Raw genomic sequence first — 16482 nt, forward strand, 5'->3', positions numbered from 1 at the left:
ATGTGGGACCTCCCGGTGGTGAAGCGGTGGAGCGTCACCGTGGTGGCCGTGTTGATCGTCCTCCTGGTGATCAGCGTGTCCGTGATCAGTGCGATCAGCGAGTCCAGCGAGGCGGAAGCCCGCAAGGCGCTGGCATCCGACCTGGCGGCCGAGGCGATGCTGCAACGGGGCACCGATCCGAGGCTCGCCGGCCTGCTCGGTCTGGCCGCCTACACCATCGAGCCGGACACCCCACGCGCCGTCCAGGCCATGCGCGACGTGCTGGAGGCGAACTCCGGGGTCCGGATGTCCTGGCGGGCGAGCCCGGCTGTGGTGAACGGCATCGCCGTCGATGACAAGCGGGGCCGCGTCCACACCTCCGGGGACGACCCGTACGTCAAGACCTGGGACTTGCTGACCGGCAAGGAACTCGGCAGGGCCGAGGGCGCCGTCACCGACCTCGTGTTCGACGAGGGAAGCGGCCTGCTCGCCGGCCGGGACGGCAAGGCCGTGTCCGTCTACTCGGCCCTGGAGCCCGTCCCCCGGCTCATGGGCAGGCTCGGCACCCCCTCGTGCGGGAGAAAGGGCACCAAGCCCGTCGCGACCGCGTTCGCCAACAGCGGCGTGCGACTGGTGGAGGTGCGGGACGACGGGGTCGTCGCCCAGTACGACACCACGACGCTGGAGGAGGTCTCCTGCCGGCGGCCCGGGGACCAGAAGGTGGACGGCCGGCCCGTCCCCATGGAACCCGGCAGCGTGCTCGACGCCACGGTCGCGCCCGGCACGAGACCGGCCGGCAACGGTGAACTGCCGGAGGAGGAGCGGGCGCTGCTGCTCGTCGAGTCCGATGACGTCCTCGCGGTCGGACTGGACAGCAACAAGGTCACCACCGAGATCCAGCGCGACGACATCCAGGGAGAGGCGTTCCAGATCGCCGCCAACGACGCCGACGTGCTCCTCGCGACCGCACAGGGGGTCCAGGCCTGGGACCGGCGCCACCGACGGCAACTCGCCTTTCCCGTCGGCGGACTCGCCTACCCGCCCCGCGCCCTGGCCGAGCGGTCGGGCAGTGTGGTCATCGCCGGGGACAACGGCACGGCCCTGGTCCCCGTGGGCACCGGTGACCAGGCGATCGCCAGCCGCGACCTCGAGGAGCCGCGCGGCGGACCCGCCGTCACCGCCGCGGTCGGGGAGCTCTTCACCGTGGTGGCCGCCGGGCGGGGTGGGCGGGTCAACGTACTCGACCGGCGGCCCGGTCCCCTCAGCCTCAGCCCCGCCGTGCAATCGGCCGTCGCGAACTTCGGACCCGAGGGCCAACTGGTCCTGACCGAGGTTGCCTTCGACGGCTCCGAAGGGGTGTACACCATCGACCCCGACACCGTCCCCGAGATCGCGCTCAACCCGGCGGAGCAGTCGTACGGCCCCCTCGCGCAGTACTCGTTCCAGAGTTTCGGCATCCATGACGCCACCGCCAGAGGAAAGCTGGTGGTCGCCGCCGGCACGTACGGAGGCCGGTCCGTCCTCGGTGTGTGGAGCAAGGGAAAAGACGTCCCCCGGACCCTGCGGGTTCCGGCCCTCGACCGCGCCGACGGCGGCACCGAACAGGCCCTCACCAACGTCGCCTTCGTGCCCGGGAAGGACCTGCTCGTGGCCCGCCACGCCGACGGCCCCCTGGCGATCTGGTCCACCAGGACCTGGAAGCTCGTGAACACCATCCAGGTCGGGCAGGGTTCCGGTCTGGCCGTGCACGGACGGCAGGCACTCGCCCTGGAAGACGGAGCGGGGGACGGCCCCCGCCTCGTCCTCGCCGACCTGACGACCGGGACCACCCGCGCGGCAGCCGCACCCGGCGCCGAGCGCATCGCCTGGAGCCACGACGGTTCCCGCATCGCCGTGCTCGGCGGCGACAACACCGTGCGCTACCGGAACGCCGGCCTGAAGGAGACCGGAGAGCCCCTCGTCCTGCCCGGGACGACCGAGCGGCCCACAGCGCTGGCCCTCGCACCGGACGGCCGGCACGTCGCCGTCGCGGCCGGCGACGAGGTGCTCGTCCACGACACCGCCACCGGCCTTCAGGCCCTGCCCACCCTGCACAGTTCCCGCAGCCAGCGGATCATCCGCCTCGCCTGGTCGCCGGACGGCCACTTCCTCGCGGGGGTGACCAGCCCGGTCGACTCCGGCGAGGCGCCCGGGCCCGTGAGCCTGTGGCGCGTCGACGGCATCGACTGGCAGAACCAGGTCTGCCGCTGGACCGGTGGCGCCGGTCTCAGCACCAAGGAATGGAGAACCCACATCGGCGAACGCCACGCCTACATCGACCTCTGCGCCGAGACGAAGTGAGCCGCCTCATGCCCCGTACCGGACACCGCCTCCAAGGCTTTCGGGCCCTGGCCCTGGCCACGGTCCTCGCAGCCACCGCGTGCACCTCCGCCGGTGACGGACCCGCGGCCCCGAAGTCCCGCCCCGCGTCCACGGCCACCGGGAAACCCGACCGGCAGCATCCCGTCGCGGCTTTCCTCCAGCCCGCCCGCGAGGCCGTGATGATGGCGGACGCCGCGGGCCGTACCTGGAAGGCCGCCGACCTGCCACCCAGCACGGCGACCTCCTCCTTCGACGCCGCGCAGACGCCGTCCCAGCTCGTCTGGTCGCCCGACGCGAGCCGCCTCGCCTGGATCGACCCCGGGGGTGTGGGCCAGACCGGCCAGATACATCTCCTGGACGTGCGCAGCGGACGGCTGGCCTCCCGCCCCTGCCCCTGCGCCGGGCTCGGTTTCCTGGACGAGGACGCCGTCAGCCTCGCCAACGACGGCAGGTCCCTCCTGCTGTTCCCGCCGGGCGGCAAGGCGCGGCGTATCGCACTCGACAAGCGGCTGTCCCCTTACTCGCAGCTCGCGACCGGAGGCGCCGACGACGTCATCCTGTTCTCGCTCCTGCCCGAGGGGGGTGACATCCACCGCGGAGAAGGCACCCTCGTGGTGGCCGACCGCAAGGGCACGGTCCGCCCGCTGCTGCCCGACAAGGGCACGACCTCCTTCGCCGAGGCCCAGCGGAAGCCCGGCGGCGACACCGTCGCCTGGGCAGACCTGGAGTCGAGCGGTGCCTGCTGGCCCCTCCAGACCGTCAAGACCCACCCCGGCACCTCGGGCGCGGGCGCCCACAGATCGCTCCCCGACGACGCCGCGTTCCGCCACGCCCTGGTGGAACTGCCGCGCATGGTCACCCATCTCGCCTGGGCGGGCGACGGCCTCACCCTCACCTACAGCGCTCTGAGCGCCTGCCAGGTCATGTCTCCCGAGCGGGCCGTCTCCTATTACCTGCGCGACGGGCGGTGGACCTACCTCGGCAACGGCATGCTCGGCATCGCGTTCGGAGCCGAGGGCCGGGTCGTACGTCTCAAGGACCCGGTGTACGCGAAGGCCGACATCACAGATACCGCCGACCCGATCACCGGCACTCTCACCCTCACCACCGGGGGCGGCGAACCGGTCCTCGGAAAGGGCGTGTCCCTGTTCGCGCTCACTCCCGCCGAGAGCGCCGCCGCCCGCCCTCCCAAGTCGTCGGCGGCACAACCGGCGGCAAGGGTGGCCGCCGTCGACGACCACGGAGCCCGGCTACCCGCCGCGGTGCGGAAGCTGGCCCGGGACATCGCGGACGCGGCGGGGCGAGGCGACACCGACCGGCTCGTGGAACTCTGCGCCCCGTGCAGCACGGGAGAACACGACTGGATCCGCTCCGACGACGGCCCGCGCAACGTCCTGCGGGCCATCCGCACCCATCCCCTGCGGCAACCCGGCGGTGATCTGCTCTACCCGGGCCTCACCACGTGCGTGGACGAGCCGGACCAGGACATCAGCTGCACACCGCAGCAGCTCCACGACGCCGCCGCCCTGCGTCTGAAACCCGGATCGGCTCCCGGCATGGGGTACGGCGGCTCCTCCTACAGCGCCTCGGACGCCGTACTCGTACCGCTCACCCTGCGCCTCGAGAAGGGACGTGCACGATGGACCGGCCTAGCCGCGGGGTGAAGCCTCCCGCCCCCGCATCCGTCGTCCCTCACCAGGTGCAGGCCACAAGCGGCGTGGCGCCCATCGTGAGCGGCGACACCGTCGAAGGCCGGCGGGTGCTCGGCTTCACCTGCACCGCGTCGTCCGCGCCCACGTCGGCCGACGACCAACTGCTCCTCGCCGGCGACGAGTACGCCGAACCCCCGCCACGGCGGAGTACCGACCCCGCCGACCAGCCGAGTCTGGTCCGCACCGGCCGCCGCCCGGACCAGCAGATCCACTCCGCCCGCAGCCACCGGCCGGACGACCTGGGTCCCGGCCTGACCGACCGCTTCCGCGGCCTGCTGCACGGCCCCCGCACACCTCCCTTCACGGCTGCCCTGATCGAGCGCCTGGCCGCGTCCGGCCATCGCACCTGGCTCAGCGGGGGCGCCCCCCGGGACCTGCTGTCCGAAGCCGCCCCCGGTGAGATCCAGGACCTGGACCTCACCGGCACCGCCCCCGCCGGGGCCTACACCGAGACCACCCGCCAGGTGCTCGATCTCGACGGCACCAGCGCGGAACACCCCCAGCGGTTCAGCCCCGACACCCTCGTCTGCACGGTCCTCGACCCCGTCGCCCGAACCGGCGGTCCCACTCTCGACTACCGGGGCCTCGGTCTCGGCCTCGACGGCGCGTCGGTCCCCGCCACCGGCACCGACCTGCTTCAGGACAGCCGGCAGCGCGACCTCACCGTCAATACGCTGCTCTACGACCCCGCACACAACCTGATCGTCGACCCGTCCGGCCAGGCGCTCGACGACCTCTCCGACGCCGGCGGGAGACGCCGCATGGTTCCCGTCACCACCTCGGCGGATCCGCTCGTGTGCGCCGAAGTGCTCCTGCGGGGCCTGAAGTTCCTGTTGCGCTGGCAAGACCGGGACCTGGACGACGGGCCGCTGCGCGCCTGGGCCCGGGCACTCCCGCCCGACCTGCCCGCCCAGCTCGACCGGAGGGGCGAGCAGACCTGGGACCGGCTGCGTGGCCTGCGGGCCCAGTGCGTGCCCGACCCCCGTGCGCCCGTCGTGCGGGAGACGGTCCGCCATTTCGGCACCGTCGCGGCCGAGATCCTCACTCGATGCGATGAGGACGGCTCATGATGACAGAGCACCCCGAGAGGACCGCCCCGCCCCCGCACCGGCCCCTCAGCGACTGGATCGCCCGCGTGCGCCCGGGAGCGCCCGGGCGGCTCCCCGTCCTCGGGCTGGTCAACGAAGGGGACGAGCGCACCGACGCCCGCACGATGCCCCGGTTCCGCACGGAGCCGTGGACACGGACCAGCCTGATCGTCGAGCGGGCCGGCGAGCACTGCCGCGCCCTGGCGCTGCGCGCGTCCGACGGCGGTGCAGTCGTCGAGCACGACGACTGCGGAGCGCCCATCGCCGTTTCGGAGACCGGTGCCGAGCTGATCGACCGTCTCGAAAACCACTGGGCCGAGCCCCCCGCCGACCCGCGGACCGTCGACCGGCTCCGCGCCGAAGGCCCCGCCCTGCGCTACTTCCTCCTGCACCGGCTCACCCGCGAGACCGACGCACCGCCGGCGCTCTTCCACAGCCTGCCCTGGGAACGCGTCGACGCCGCGGCGCGCTCGGCCACGGCCCTGCTGCGCGCCCAGACCGATGGCCCGCCCGCCTCGCCCGCCCCGCCACCGGACGGAGAGCTGCGCCACTGGTTCACCCCCGCCGCGTCGTCCCTGGCCGGCCCCCTCCAGGTCCTCGAAGCCGGACTGCGCACCGAGCGGGCGGGCCCGTGGTTCGGCAGGGAAGCCGCCAACCTGCTGAGCGGCCTCCTGAGCGCGGAGCCCCGCCGCCTGCCCGACGCCACCCGCAACGCCCTCGCCGGCCTTGCCGGTGTACTCGGCGAGGCCGACCGGGCCCTGCACCACGCCGCGCGCCTGGCCGCCGCCCGGCTGACCGGGATGCACCCCGTGACACCGATGAGGCGGCTCCTCGACTCCGACTTCGTCCTGCGGGCCTCGTCCGGCGAACCGCGATCCGGACGCGACGAGCCGCCCGGCCGCAGTGAGTTCCTCGAGCAGTGGCCGGTCGCCGCCGTCCTCACCGTGACCGGCAACCGCCTTCTGGAGATCGAGATGGAGATCGAGGACCATCCGGCCCCTCCCACCCGGCGCCGCACCGACCCGCTCTGCCAGCCGGTGACCCTACGACCGGTCATGGGAGACACCGACACGGACACCACCTCCGCCGGGCAGGGCACCCGGTACTGGATCCTGCTCCACACGGGGGCGGGGGCGCTGGGCGGCTTCATCGCGGTGCCCGCCCCGGACCACACCTTCGAGGTCGACCTCGACGCACCGCCCCTGCCGCTGCGCTTCCTCGACCGTGTCCACCCGGGCGAACTGGAGGCGTCACTGCACGCCAACGAACACATCACGCTGTCCGAGTGGCACCGCATGATCGACGGCCTGGCACCGTGGCACCCGGCCCATACCGCACTCGCCGCCTACACGTCGCGCCATGGATGACGCCAACTCGCCCGACAGCGACGGGCATTCGACCACGCGTCCAGCGCGGCACCGGTACGGTGGGCCCGTGGACACCGAGGATCAGGCACGCCTCGACAGCGACGCCCGGCGGCGCCGAGCCATCGGGGCCGAGTTCAGGCGGCTCGAAGAGAGCGCCATGTACAGCGCGCAATGCCAGTTCGAGGAGACCAAACGCTGGCGCGCCCTGCACCTCCTCCTCGGCGTCCCGGCCACCCTGCTCGCCGCCATCGCCGGAACCACGGCTCTGGTGGAGTCCACCGGACGGACCGCGGCCGGCATCCTCGCCCTGATCTCCTCCGGTCTCGGCGCGGTCCTCACCACGGTCAACGCACCCCAGCGGACCGCCCAGGCCTCGGCGTCGGCGAATGCCTTCCTGGAGATCCAGACCGCTGCCCGCCAGCACCGCGAGATCGACCTGGACCAGTGGACCCTGGAACAGGCCCGGCAGACTCTGGCGACCCTGACCGTGCGGCGCGACGAACAGAACGCGACGGCCGAGGTGCCCGGCCGCCGTGCCTACCGCAAGGCCCAGGCCAACCTCAGGGCCGGGACGCAGAGGTACGCGGTCGACGGGGATACCTGAGAAGGACAGCGCCGGAACGCGCACCCCCGCGCGCGTGGCCGACGTTCCCCGCCCGGACATCAGGATTTCGGAGGTGCCGTGGATCCCCGAGGCGTCAGCACAGGAGTCGGCACAGGATGCGACCCACCCTCACCCCCGGTGATCACCGAGAACAACGTCCGGGCCACCTCCGCCCCGAACCCGTGCACGTCATGACTCATCGCCGACAGGGTCGGATGCGTCAGCCGGCACAGCTGCGAGTCGTCCCAGGCCAGCAGCGACACGTCCTCCGGCACCCGCAGCCCCATCTCCGCTGCCACCGACAGCCCCGCCACCGCCATGATGTCGTTGTCGTACACGATCGCGGTCGGCCGGTCGGCCGGCGCCGCGGTCAGCAGCGACCGGGTCGCCCGCGCCCCCGCGTCCCCCGAGAAGTCCGTCGCCACCTGCCACGCCCCGGCCAGCGCCCCCGCCGCCTCGTCGAACGCCGCCGTCCGGATCGCCGTGTGCCCGAGGTCCGCCGCCCCGCCGACTCTGGCGATCCGCCGGTGCCCGAGCGCGGCCAGGTACCGCACCGCCTCCGTCACGGCCGTGGCGTCGTCCGTCCACACCGAGGTGAGCCCCCCGGTCAGCGAGGGATGCCCGACGGCGACCACCGGCATCCCGAGCCGCTCCGTCATGGCCGCCCGCGGATCGTCAGCCCGGAAGTCGACGAGGATCGACCCGCCGATCTGCCGCCCCCGCCACCACGTCTCCTGGACGCCCACTTCCTCGTCCATGTTCCGTACGAGTCGCAGCAGCAGCGAGCTGGAGTGCTCGGCCAGCACGCCCTCCACGCCCGAGACGAACTCCATGTACCAGGGCTCGAGACCGAGCACCCGCGCCGGCCGGCACACGGCGAGGCCCACCACATCCACCCGCGATCCGGCCAGCGTCCGCGCCGTGAGGCTCGGCGACCAGCCCAGCTCCCGCGCCGCGAGGAAGATCCGGTCCCGGGTGGCCTCCGACAGGCCGGGCTTGTGGTTGAAGGCGAGGGACACGGCACCCTTAGACACACCGGCGCGCGCGGCGACGTCCTTGATGGTGACGCGAGGGGTCGGCGTTGCCGTCATCGGGTGGGCTCCACGCAGTACAGGGCCGAACGAGCAGTCTCCGCGTCGGGAGTCTTCCAGCCGCGCACCCCGATGGTCACCTCTTCGCCCGGCAGCAGTGTGACCCGCCCCCGGTCGGTTCGCGCCCCCGGCTCCAGGCGGTCGGCCTGGAGCAGCAGATCCCGGACCAGGGTGCGGGCGGTCACCGTGATCCCGCCCGGGGCGAGCGCGACCTCGAAACGCGGGGCGGGGTAGGGGACTTCACGGTCAGGCACGGGGAAGTGCAGCGCCCGTAACCCCTCCGCGTCCGCGCCCCCGTCCGCGCCGACGTCCGCGACCAGGAACTCCTTCGGCCCGAGGGGTGTCAGTTCGCGCGGCACGCCCACCCGGGCCACGCTCCGCGCCCCGGCCGCCAGCTCCACTTCCGTTCGCCCCAGCACCTCGCCCTCGACGGACATCCGCCGCAGGGTCAGCGCCCCCCTCCAGTCCCCGGCCGCCTGGTTCACGGCGGCCAGCACCAGCCGGCCGTCCCGCTCCTGGATCGTCAGCAACCGGTCCGCGTACAGGCGCCGCAGCTCGTGGTACAGCGGCTTCTCCCGGCCGTCCCCGTCGATCGCCGCCCAGGACGTCACCGGCCAGCAGTCGTTGAGCTGCCAGACGATCGTGCCCGCGCAGACCGGCCAGTGGGAGCGCCAGTGCTCGATCCCGGCCGCGACCGCCCGGGCCTGGTTCAGCTGCATCAGGTAGTGCCACCGGTCGAAGTCCCCGTCCGGAACGGCGAAATGCCGCTCGAGTCCGCGCTCCAGCTTTCCGTTGCCGTCGTCCGCCTTCTGGTGGTGCAGCATGCCGGGGGAGTCCGGCGCGAGCTCCTCCCCGGGCAGCGCCCGGTGCAGCGTGGTGTACGCGGGCGGTGCCTGCCAGCCGAACTCGGCGACGAACCGCGGCACGCTCAGCCGGTAGTCCGCGTAGTCCTCCCGGTTCCACACCTCCCACGAGTGGTGGGTGCCGTGCGCCGGGTCGTTCGGGTGGTGCTCCCACGACCCGGACCAGGGGCTGCCCGCCGTGTACGGCCGGGTCGGGTCCAACTCGGCCACCACACGCGGCAGTACGCCCAGGTAGTAGCCCTCCCCCCAGGAGTCCCCGGCCAGCCGCGGCTCCCACTCCCAGTCCCGGAAGCCCCACAGGTTCTCGTTGTTGCCGTTCCACAGCACGAGCGACGGATGCGGCATCAGCCGTACGACGTTCTCCCGCGCCTCGGACTCCACCTCTCCGCGCAGCGGCTGCTCCTCCGGGTAGGCCGCGCAGGCGAACGGGAAGTCCTGCCAGACCAGCAGACCGAACTCGTCGCAGGCGTCGTAGAAGTCCTCGCTCTCGTAGATCCCGCCGCCCCAGATCCGGACGAGATCCACGCCGGCGCCGGCCGCCTGCCGCAGGCGCTCCCGGTAGCGCTCGCGGGTGATCCGGGAGGGGAAGACGTCGTCGGGGATCCAGTTGACGCCCCGCGCGAAGAGCCGCTCCCCGTTGACGACGAGGGTGAAGCCGGTGCCGTGCGCGTCGGGCCGCCGGTCCAGCTCCACGGTCCGGAAGCCGACCCGCCGACGCCACACGTCCAGGGTGTCCTGGCCGTACAGCAGCGTCAACTCGACATCGTACAGCGGCTGTTCGCCGTACCCGCGCGGCCACCACAGCCGCGCGTCCGGCACCCGCAGTCGTACGGTCCCGCCCGCCCCCGAGATCTCCGCCCGCGCCCGCACCCCCGCGACGGTCGCCTCCACGACGAGGGGTGCCTCGATCCGGGTCCGCTCGACCTCGACGGCCAGCTCGACGACGCCGGTGCCCTCCTCGAGGGTGACCAGGGGGCGCACCCGGGCGATCCGGGCCGTCGACCAGCGCTCCAGGCGCACCGGCCGCCAGATCCCGGCCGTCACCAGGGTCGGCCCCCAGTCCCAGCCGAAGGAGCAGGCCATCTTGCGCAGGTACTGGTAGGGCTCGGCGTAGGCGGCGGGCCGTTCACCCACCCGGCCCCGCACGGCCTCGGCCTCGGCGTAGGCGGAGACGAACCGCACGGACAGCCGCCCGGACAGGCCCGTCACGTCGAACCGGTACGAGCGGTGCATGTTGCGCACCGTCCCCAGGAGCCGCCCGTCAAGGCAGATCTCGGCGACGGTGTCGAGCCCGTCGAAGACCAGGTCGGTCTGCTCCTGCCCCCACGCCCCGCCGATCTCCCGCTCGTACGTCCAGTCACGGCGCCCCACCCATGCCACCTCGGTCTCGCCCAGGCCGAGGAACGGGTCCGGGATCACCCCGGCGGCCATCAGGTCGGTGTGCACACACCCCGGCACCGTGGCCGGGAGTGCCTCCGAGTCGTGCCGCAGGATCCATCCGTCGCCGAGCGGTGTGGCCTCCAGCATGCGCACTCCCTTAACCGGTCCAGTGAAGAGTCGTGTGGTGGTTTCGCATCGTTGGCGGGATTGGGACTTTACCGGTTGAGTGCACGCTGCCAGAGTTCCGAACCAGCCATACCGCACGTGCTCGTCCGTCCCGAGTTCCCCTCCGCGAACGGAGCTGATGCACATGAACCGCCGTACCCTCCTCGCCCTCGCCGTGGGCGCAGCCCTGCTGGCCTCCGGCTGCACCGGTTCCGGAGGCTCCGCCGAGGGCGCCGACGCAAAGGCGCCCGACGATCCCTCCAAGGTCGACGGGACCATCACCGTTCTCACCCACCGCACCGACCTCGTGCAGGACGGGACGATGAAGAAGTACGCCGCCGAGTTCAACAAGACGTATCCGAAGGTGAAGGTCGAGTTCGACGGCATCACCGACTACGAGGGCGAAGTCAAGATCCGTATGAACACGGAGAACTACGGCGACGTCCTCATGATCCCCGCGGTGATCGAGAAGAAGGACTACCCCAAGTTCTTCGCCTCGCTGGGCGGCAAAGAGGAGCGGAGCGAGAAGTACCGCTTCACCGACTACACGGCCGTCGGCGGCAAGGTCTACGGCCAGAGCCCACTCGGCGCGGTCCCGGGGTTCATCTACAACAAGAAGGTGTGGAGTCAGGCCGGGGTCACCGACTGGCCCACGACACCGGACGAGTTCCTCGCCGCGCTCAAGGCGGTCAAGTCCAGGACCGACGCGGTCCCCTACTACACCAACTTCAAGGACGGGTGGCCGCTCAGCCAGTGGACGGGGGTCAGGGGCTCGGTCAGCTGCGACGAGCAGGCCACCACCCGGTGGGCCGAGGGCAACCCCTGGGCCGAGGGCGGCGAACTGCGGGTGGCGGACGGCCTGCTGTACGACATCGTGCACGAAGGGCTCGTCGAGAAGGACCCGACGACCACCAACTGGGAGGCGTCCAAGCCCAAGCTGGCCAAGGGCGAGATCGCCACCATGTGGCTCGGCTCCTGGGCGGTCATCCAGATGCAGGGCGCGGCGAAGCAGGCGGGCACCGACCCGGACGACATCGGGTTCATGCCCTTCCCCGCCCAGAAGGACGGCACGTTCTGCGCGGTGACGTCGCCCGACTACAACCAGGCCGTCAACATCCACTCCTCGCACAAGGGCGCCGCCCGCGCCTGGATCGACTGGTTCACAGACAAGTCCGGCTACGCGCGGGACAACCTGGCGCTCTCCCCGCTCAAGGATGCCCCGCTGCCCGACGTCCTGAAGCCGTACCAGGAGGCGGGCGTCAAGCTCCTCGACCTCGACGACAGCAAGGGCGCCGAGCTGAAGACCCTCGAGAACCAGTCCGAGGTCGGCATCAACAAACCGGACTACCGCAAGGAACTCGTCGACATGGCCCGCGGCGCCAGGAAGGGCGACCCGGACGACTTCCTGGACGGCCTCGGCCAGAAGTGGACCGAGACCCAGAAGTCGCTGGGGTACTGATGACGGGCACGACCGAGACGGCGGCCGTCAAGGCAGCCGCGGGGGCGGCCACCGCCCCGGACCCGGCCCCCGCTCCGCGCCAGGCACGCCTGTGGCGCGGGGCCACCCCCTGGCTCTTTTTGCTCGCCCCGCTCGCCCTCCTGATCGTTTTCACCTACGCACCGATCGTCAACATGGTCGCGTACAGCTTCACCGACTGGGACGGGGTGAGCCCCGAGCTGCGCTGGACGGGCGCCGAGAACTACGCCGAACTCTTCACGCGCCCGGAGCTGTTCGAGGTCTTCTGGGTCAGCGGCTACTACCTTGCGGCGTCCGTGATCCAGATCGTGGCCGCGCTCTACTTCGCCACGATCCTCAGCTTCAACGTGCGCTTCCGGAACTTCTTCAAGGGCGTGCTGTTCTTCCCGTACCTGATCAACGGCGTGGCGATCGGGTTCGTCTTCCTCTACTTCTTCCAGGACGGCGGCACCCTCGACTCCGTGCTGAGCCTGTTCGGCGTGGAGACGGACCGTGCCTGGCTGGGCACCCCGGAGTCGGCGAACACCTCCCTCGCCGCCGTCTCCGTCTGGCGCTATCTGGGCCTGAACTTCGTGCTCTTCCTCGGCGCGATCCAGTCGATCCCAGGCGAGCTGTACGAGGCGGCGGAACTGGACGGCGCGAACCGCTGGCACCAGTTCCGCCACATCATCGCGCCGGGCATCAAGCCGGTCCTGTCCCTCACCGTGATCCTCTCGATCTCCGGCTCCCTGTCGGTCTTCGAGATCCCGTACATCATGACCGGCGGCGCGACCGGCACCGAGACGTTCGTGATCCAGACCGTGAAGCTGGCGTTCCAGTTCAACAAGACGGGACTCGCCTCGGCGGCCGCGATCGTGCTGCTGCTGATCGTCCTGGCGGTGACCTGGGTGCAGCGGCGCCTCGCCCCCGACGACAAGGTGGACCTCGTATGACGCGCCGCGCGGTGACCCGCGTCCTCGTGTACCTGTCGCTGATCGCCGCGACCGCGGTGGTCCTGCTCCCGCTGGCCGCCGTGTTCCTGACCTCCCTGAAGTCCGAGAAGGAGATGGCGGCCGGCAGCGGAGCGCTCGCGCTGCCCGGCGACCCGTTCCACTTCGACAACTACGTGACGGCGTTCCAGGACGGCCGGATGCTTTCGGCGTTCGCCAACACCGCGATCATCCTGGTCGTCGCCATCGGCGGCACGGTCCTCATCGGCTCGATGACGGCCTACGCCATCGACCGGTTCCGCTTCCGCTTCCGCACGTGGGTGCTGGCCCTGTTCCTGGTCGCCGCACTGGTCCCCGGCGTGACCACCCAGGTGGCCACCTTCCAGATCGTCAACAGCTTCGGCATGTTCGACAGCCTCTGGGCGCCCATCGCCCTCTACATGGGCACGGACATCGTCTCGATCTATATCTTCCTGCAGTTCGTCCGCTCGATCCCGGTCTCCCTGGACGAGTCGGCCCGCATCGACGGAGCCAACGCCTTCACGGTCTACCGCAAGGTCATCTTCCCGCTGCTGAAACCGGCGATCGCGACGGTCGTGATCGTGAAGGGGATCACCGTCTACAACGACTTCTACATCCCCTTCCTCTACATGCCCTCCGAAGATCTTGGCGTGATCTCGACGTCGCTGTTCCGCTTCAAGGGCCCGTTCGGCGCCCACTGGGAGACGATCTCGGCAGGGGCGATCCTGGTGATCGTCCCCACTCTGGCCGTCTTCCTGTTCCTCCAGCGGTTCATCTACAACGGCTTCACCCGGGGGGCCACGAAGTAGCGGCCCTCCTCTTCAGGCGTCCTTCACCGGTTCAAGCGTCCTTGACCGGCTTCAGGCGTCCTTCGCGGACAGCGCCTCCACCAGCACCGGCGTCACCTGCTCCACCTGCCACGGCCGCGCACCGTGCCCGGCCAGGGCGGCGGCCACCGACTCCGCGTCCACCAGCACCGGCGGCTCCCAGCACACCCGCCGCACGGTGTCCGGAGTGATCAGATTCTCCTGCGGCATGTTCAGCTGCTCGGCCAGCGCCGACACCCCGGCCCGGGCCGCGGACAACCGCGCCGCGGCCTCGGGGTCCTTGTCGGCCCAGGCGCGCGGCGGCGGAGGCCCGGTCACCGACTGCCCGGGCTGCGGCAGCTGCGCCTCGCTCATCCCCTTCGCCCGGTCCACCGCGGCCTGCCACTGCTCCAGCTGCCGCTTGCCCACGCGGTGGCCGAAACCGTTCAGCGCGGCCAGCGCGTGCACATTGGCCGGAAGCGCCAGCGCGGCCTCCACGATGGCCGCGTCCCCGAGCACCTTGCCCGGCGACACGTCCCGTCGCTGCGCGATCCGGTCCCGGGTCTGCCACAGTTCCCGTACGACGGCCAGCTGCCGCCGCCGGCGCACCTTGTGCATGCCGGACGTACGCCGCCACGGGTCCTTGCGGGGCTCGGGCGGCGGAGCCGAGGCGATCGCGTCGAACTCCTGGCGGGCCCAGTCCAGCTTGCCCTGCCGGTCCAGCTCCTTCTCCAGCGCGTCGCGCAGGTCGACGAGCAGCTCGACGTCGAGCGCCGCGTAGCGCAGCCAGGGCTCGGGCAGCGGCCGGGTCGACCAGTCGACGGCGGAGTGCCCCTTCTCCAGGACGAAGCCCAGCACGCCCTCGACCATTGCGCCGAGACCGACCCGGGGGAACCCGGCGAGCCGCCCGGCCAGCTCCGTGTCGAACAGCCGCGTCGGCACCATGCCTATCTCGCGCAGGCAGGGCAGGTCCTGGGTGGCGGCGTGCAGCACCCACTCGACGCCGGACAGGGCATTACCGAGGGCGGACAGGTCGGGGCAGGCCACGGGGTCGATCAGGGCCGTTCCGGCGCCCTCGCGGCGTAGCTGCACGAGGTAGGCGCGCTGCCCGTAGCGATAGCCGGACGCACGCTCGGCGTCGACGGCTACGGGCCCGGACCCCGCCTCGAAGGCGGCGGTCACCCGGGCCAGTGCGGTCTCGTCCGCGATGACGGGCGGAATGCCCTCACGCGGCTCGAGTAGAGGGATCGGCGCCTCCATAGCAGAAGATCCGCCGTCGTCCGGAGGGGCGCCTCCGGTGGTTCGCAGTGAGCTGTCTGCTGCGGTGTCGTGGGCGTCGGTCACCTGTCAAGGGTATCCATGTATGGACAGCGCCCGCCGACGGAACGTTCCGTCGACGGGCGCCCGAGGGTCGCAAACCAGTCATGTCGGGGAAGCGGCGGGTTCGCGAACCGTGAGTGACGCGAACGGGACCGACGGCCGGTCCCGTTCACGTGAATGAATGATCACGAAGGGTCACGGCAGATCGGGTCAGTGGATGATCCCGGTCCGCAGCGCCACCGCGACCATGCCGGCGCGGTCGCCCGTGCCGAGCTTGCGGGCGATGCGGGCGAGGTGGCTCTTGACGGTCAGGGCGGACAGTCCCATCGAGACGCCGATGGCCTTGTTCGACTGGCCTTCGGCGACCAGCCGCAGTACCTCGACCTCGCGGCCGGACAGTTCGCGGTAGCCGCCCGGGTGGCTCGGGGCACCCGGGGGGCGGCGGTGCAGGCGGGCGGCGGCGGCGCCGATGGGGGCGGCGCCCGGCCGGGTGGGGAGCCCGACGTTGGTACGGGTGCCGGTGACGACGTAACCCTTCACTCCGCCGGCGAGTGCGTTGCGTACGGCGCCGATGTCGTCGGCGGCGGAGAGGGCGAGCCCGTTGGGCCAGCCCGCGGCGCGGGTCTCCGACAGCAGGGTGAGGCCGGAGCCATCCGGCAGGTGGACGTCGGCGACACAGATGTCGCGGGGGTTGCCGATGCGGGGACGAGCCTCCGCGATGGACGAGGCCTCGATGACGTCGCGCACACCGAGCGCCCACAGGTGGCGGGTAACGGTGGAGCGGACGCGCGGGTCGGCCACGACCACCATGGCGGTCGGCTTGTTCGGGCGGTAGGCGACCAGGCTTGCGGGCTGCTCGAGGAGAACGGACACCAGGCCTCCTGGGGTGCGGGACGGGGCCGGCTCGCGGGGGGTGAAGCCGGGACGAACCGTGCTTTCAAGGTCACAGTCGTCTTCGGCACCGAACCCGTCCGCCTTTAGAGAATGATCACGATTCGGTGATAACAATCCGTGCGATTCGGACACGCGGTCGATCATTCGAAGGCCGGACGGTTTCGGTCTGCGTCGGTACGCGGTCGAAAGTGGCCGTATCGACAAAGTGATTCGGCCAAGAGGGGTACGCAGGTGTGATCGTCGACCGGACATGGTTGACCGCCCCGCACAAGGTCGATCAGTGCGGGGCGGTCAGGGGTCGTTCAGTAGTCGATCAGGGGGTGATCTAGAGCCGCGGCAGGCAACGTTTGCCCGTTGAGGAGCGGCGTTTGGTGCGTGCTCTCGGCGTGCCGGCCGGAAGCCCTCGTACTGGACGTACTCGGGGT

The 16482-nt window shown here is 71.5% G+C and carries 12 protein-coding genes; 8 read left to right on the plus strand and 4 right to left on the minus strand.

Annotated features, from left to right (window positions below; translation table 11 throughout):
• From ABZ281_RS11235 to ABZ281_RS11255, 5 genes are all read left to right on the plus strand, one after another.
• Positions 1-2319 (plus strand): WD40 repeat domain-containing protein (locus ABZ281_RS11235; protein WP_356654329.1); only part of this gene is annotated, 2319 nt, incomplete at its 5' end.
• Positions 2320-2327: 8 nt separating this feature from the next.
• Positions 2328-4004 carry a hypothetical protein gene (locus ABZ281_RS11240; RefSeq protein WP_356654331.1) on the plus strand — a complete coding sequence of 559 codons (1677 nt, stop codon included), beginning with the start codon at positions 2328-2330 and terminating at the stop codon, positions 4002-4004.
• 35 nt (positions 4005-4039) lie between these two features.
• Positions 4040-5122, plus strand: coding sequence for a hypothetical protein (locus ABZ281_RS11245; RefSeq protein WP_356654333.1), 1083 nt, complete (start codon positions 4040-4042; stop codon positions 5120-5122).
• Entirely contained in the window at positions 5119-6507 is a 1389-nt protein-coding gene (locus ABZ281_RS11250; protein ID WP_356654335.1) for a hypothetical protein, read from the plus strand. The genes ABZ281_RS11245 and ABZ281_RS11250 overlap by 4 nt, the downstream gene beginning before the upstream one ends.
• 67 nt (positions 6508-6574) lie before the next feature.
• Positions 6575-7111 (plus strand): SLATT domain-containing protein, encoded by a 537-nt coding sequence (locus tag ABZ281_RS11255; RefSeq protein WP_356654337.1) that lies wholly within the window; start codon positions 6575-6577, stop codon positions 7109-7111.
• Positions 7112-7170: 59 nt separating this feature from the next.
• Here the strand turns inward: ABZ281_RS11255 and ABZ281_RS11260 are convergent, their stop codons facing one another.
• Positions 7171-8202, minus strand: a complete 1032-nt coding sequence (locus ABZ281_RS11260; protein WP_356654339.1) for a LacI family DNA-binding transcriptional regulator — start codon at positions 8200-8202, stop codon at positions 7171-7173.
• Complete coding sequence (locus ABZ281_RS11265; RefSeq protein WP_356654341.1) at positions 8199-10592, minus strand: glycoside hydrolase family 2 protein; 2394 nt, start codon at positions 10590-10592, stop codon at positions 8199-8201. The genes ABZ281_RS11260 and ABZ281_RS11265 overlap by 4 nt, the downstream gene beginning before the upstream one ends.
• A gap of 163 nt (positions 10593-10755) precedes the next feature.
• Here ABZ281_RS11265 and ABZ281_RS11270 point away from each other — a divergent pair, with 163 nt between their 5' ends.
• From ABZ281_RS11270 to ABZ281_RS11280, 3 genes are read left to right on the plus strand one after another with little or no spacing between them, the layout of a single operon-like run.
• The gene (locus tag ABZ281_RS11270) at positions 10756-12069 is read left to right on the plus strand and encodes an ABC transporter substrate-binding protein (RefSeq protein ID WP_356654343.1); all 1314 of its coding nucleotides are present in this window, start codon (positions 10756-10758) and stop codon (positions 12067-12069) included.
• Positions 12069-13019, plus strand: coding sequence for a sugar ABC transporter permease (locus tag ABZ281_RS11275; RefSeq protein WP_356654345.1), 951 nt, complete (start codon positions 12069-12071; stop codon positions 13017-13019). Before ABZ281_RS11270 ends, ABZ281_RS11275 begins: the two co-directional genes overlap by 1 nt.
• A complete protein-coding gene (locus ABZ281_RS11280; RefSeq protein WP_356654347.1) occupies positions 13016-13846 on the plus strand; it encodes a carbohydrate ABC transporter permease in 831 nt (276 codons plus the stop codon). Before ABZ281_RS11275 ends, ABZ281_RS11280 begins: the two co-directional genes overlap by 4 nt.
• A gap of 51 nt (positions 13847-13897) precedes the next feature.
• Here ABZ281_RS11280 and ABZ281_RS11285 read toward each other — a convergent pair whose 3' ends face one another.
• Both ABZ281_RS11285 and ABZ281_RS11290 read right to left on the minus strand, forming a co-directional pair.
• Complete coding sequence (locus ABZ281_RS11285) at positions 13898-15187, minus strand: ribonuclease D (RefSeq protein WP_356654349.1); 1290 nt, start codon at positions 15185-15187, stop codon at positions 13898-13900.
• Between the two features lie 186 nt (positions 15188-15373).
• A complete protein-coding gene (locus ABZ281_RS11290; RefSeq protein ID WP_003993737.1) occupies positions 15374-16036 on the minus strand; it encodes a response regulator transcription factor in 663 nt (220 codons plus the stop codon).
• Positions 16037-16482 lie beyond the last annotated feature (446 nt).

It is taken from the genome of Streptomyces sp. NPDC006265 (genome assembly GCF_040613555.1).
Taxonomy (GTDB): Bacteria; Actinomycetota; Actinomycetes; order Streptomycetales; family Streptomycetaceae; genus Streptomyces.

What these genes read in the sequence shown, in the direction of transcription:
- ABZ281_RS11240 (WP_356654331.1), top strand. Translation starts at nt 2,328, where the DNA reads ATGCCCCGTACCGGACACCGCCTCCAAGGCTTTCGGGCCCTGGCCCTG.
- ABZ281_RS11250 (WP_356654335.1), top strand. Translation starts at nt 5,119, where the DNA reads ATGATGACAGAGCACCCCGAGAGGACCGCCCCGCCCCCGCACCGGCCC.
- ABZ281_RS11260 (WP_356654339.1), bottom strand. Translation starts at nt 8,202, where the DNA reads ATGACGGCAACGCCGACCCCTCGCGTCACCATCAAGGACGTCGCCGCG.
- ABZ281_RS11265 (WP_356654341.1), bottom strand. Translation starts at nt 10,592, where the DNA reads ATGCTGGAGGCCACACCGCTCGGCGACGGATGGATCCTGCGGCACGAC.
- ABZ281_RS11270 (WP_356654343.1), top strand. Translation starts at nt 10,756, where the DNA reads ATGAACCGCCGTACCCTCCTCGCCCTCGCCGTGGGCGCAGCCCTGCTG.
- ABZ281_RS11275 (WP_356654345.1), top strand. Translation starts at nt 12,069, where the DNA reads ATGACGGGCACGACCGAGACGGCGGCCGTCAAGGCAGCCGCGGGGGCG.
- ABZ281_RS11280 (WP_356654347.1), top strand. Translation starts at nt 13,016, where the DNA reads ATGACGCGCCGCGCGGTGACCCGCGTCCTCGTGTACCTGTCGCTGATC.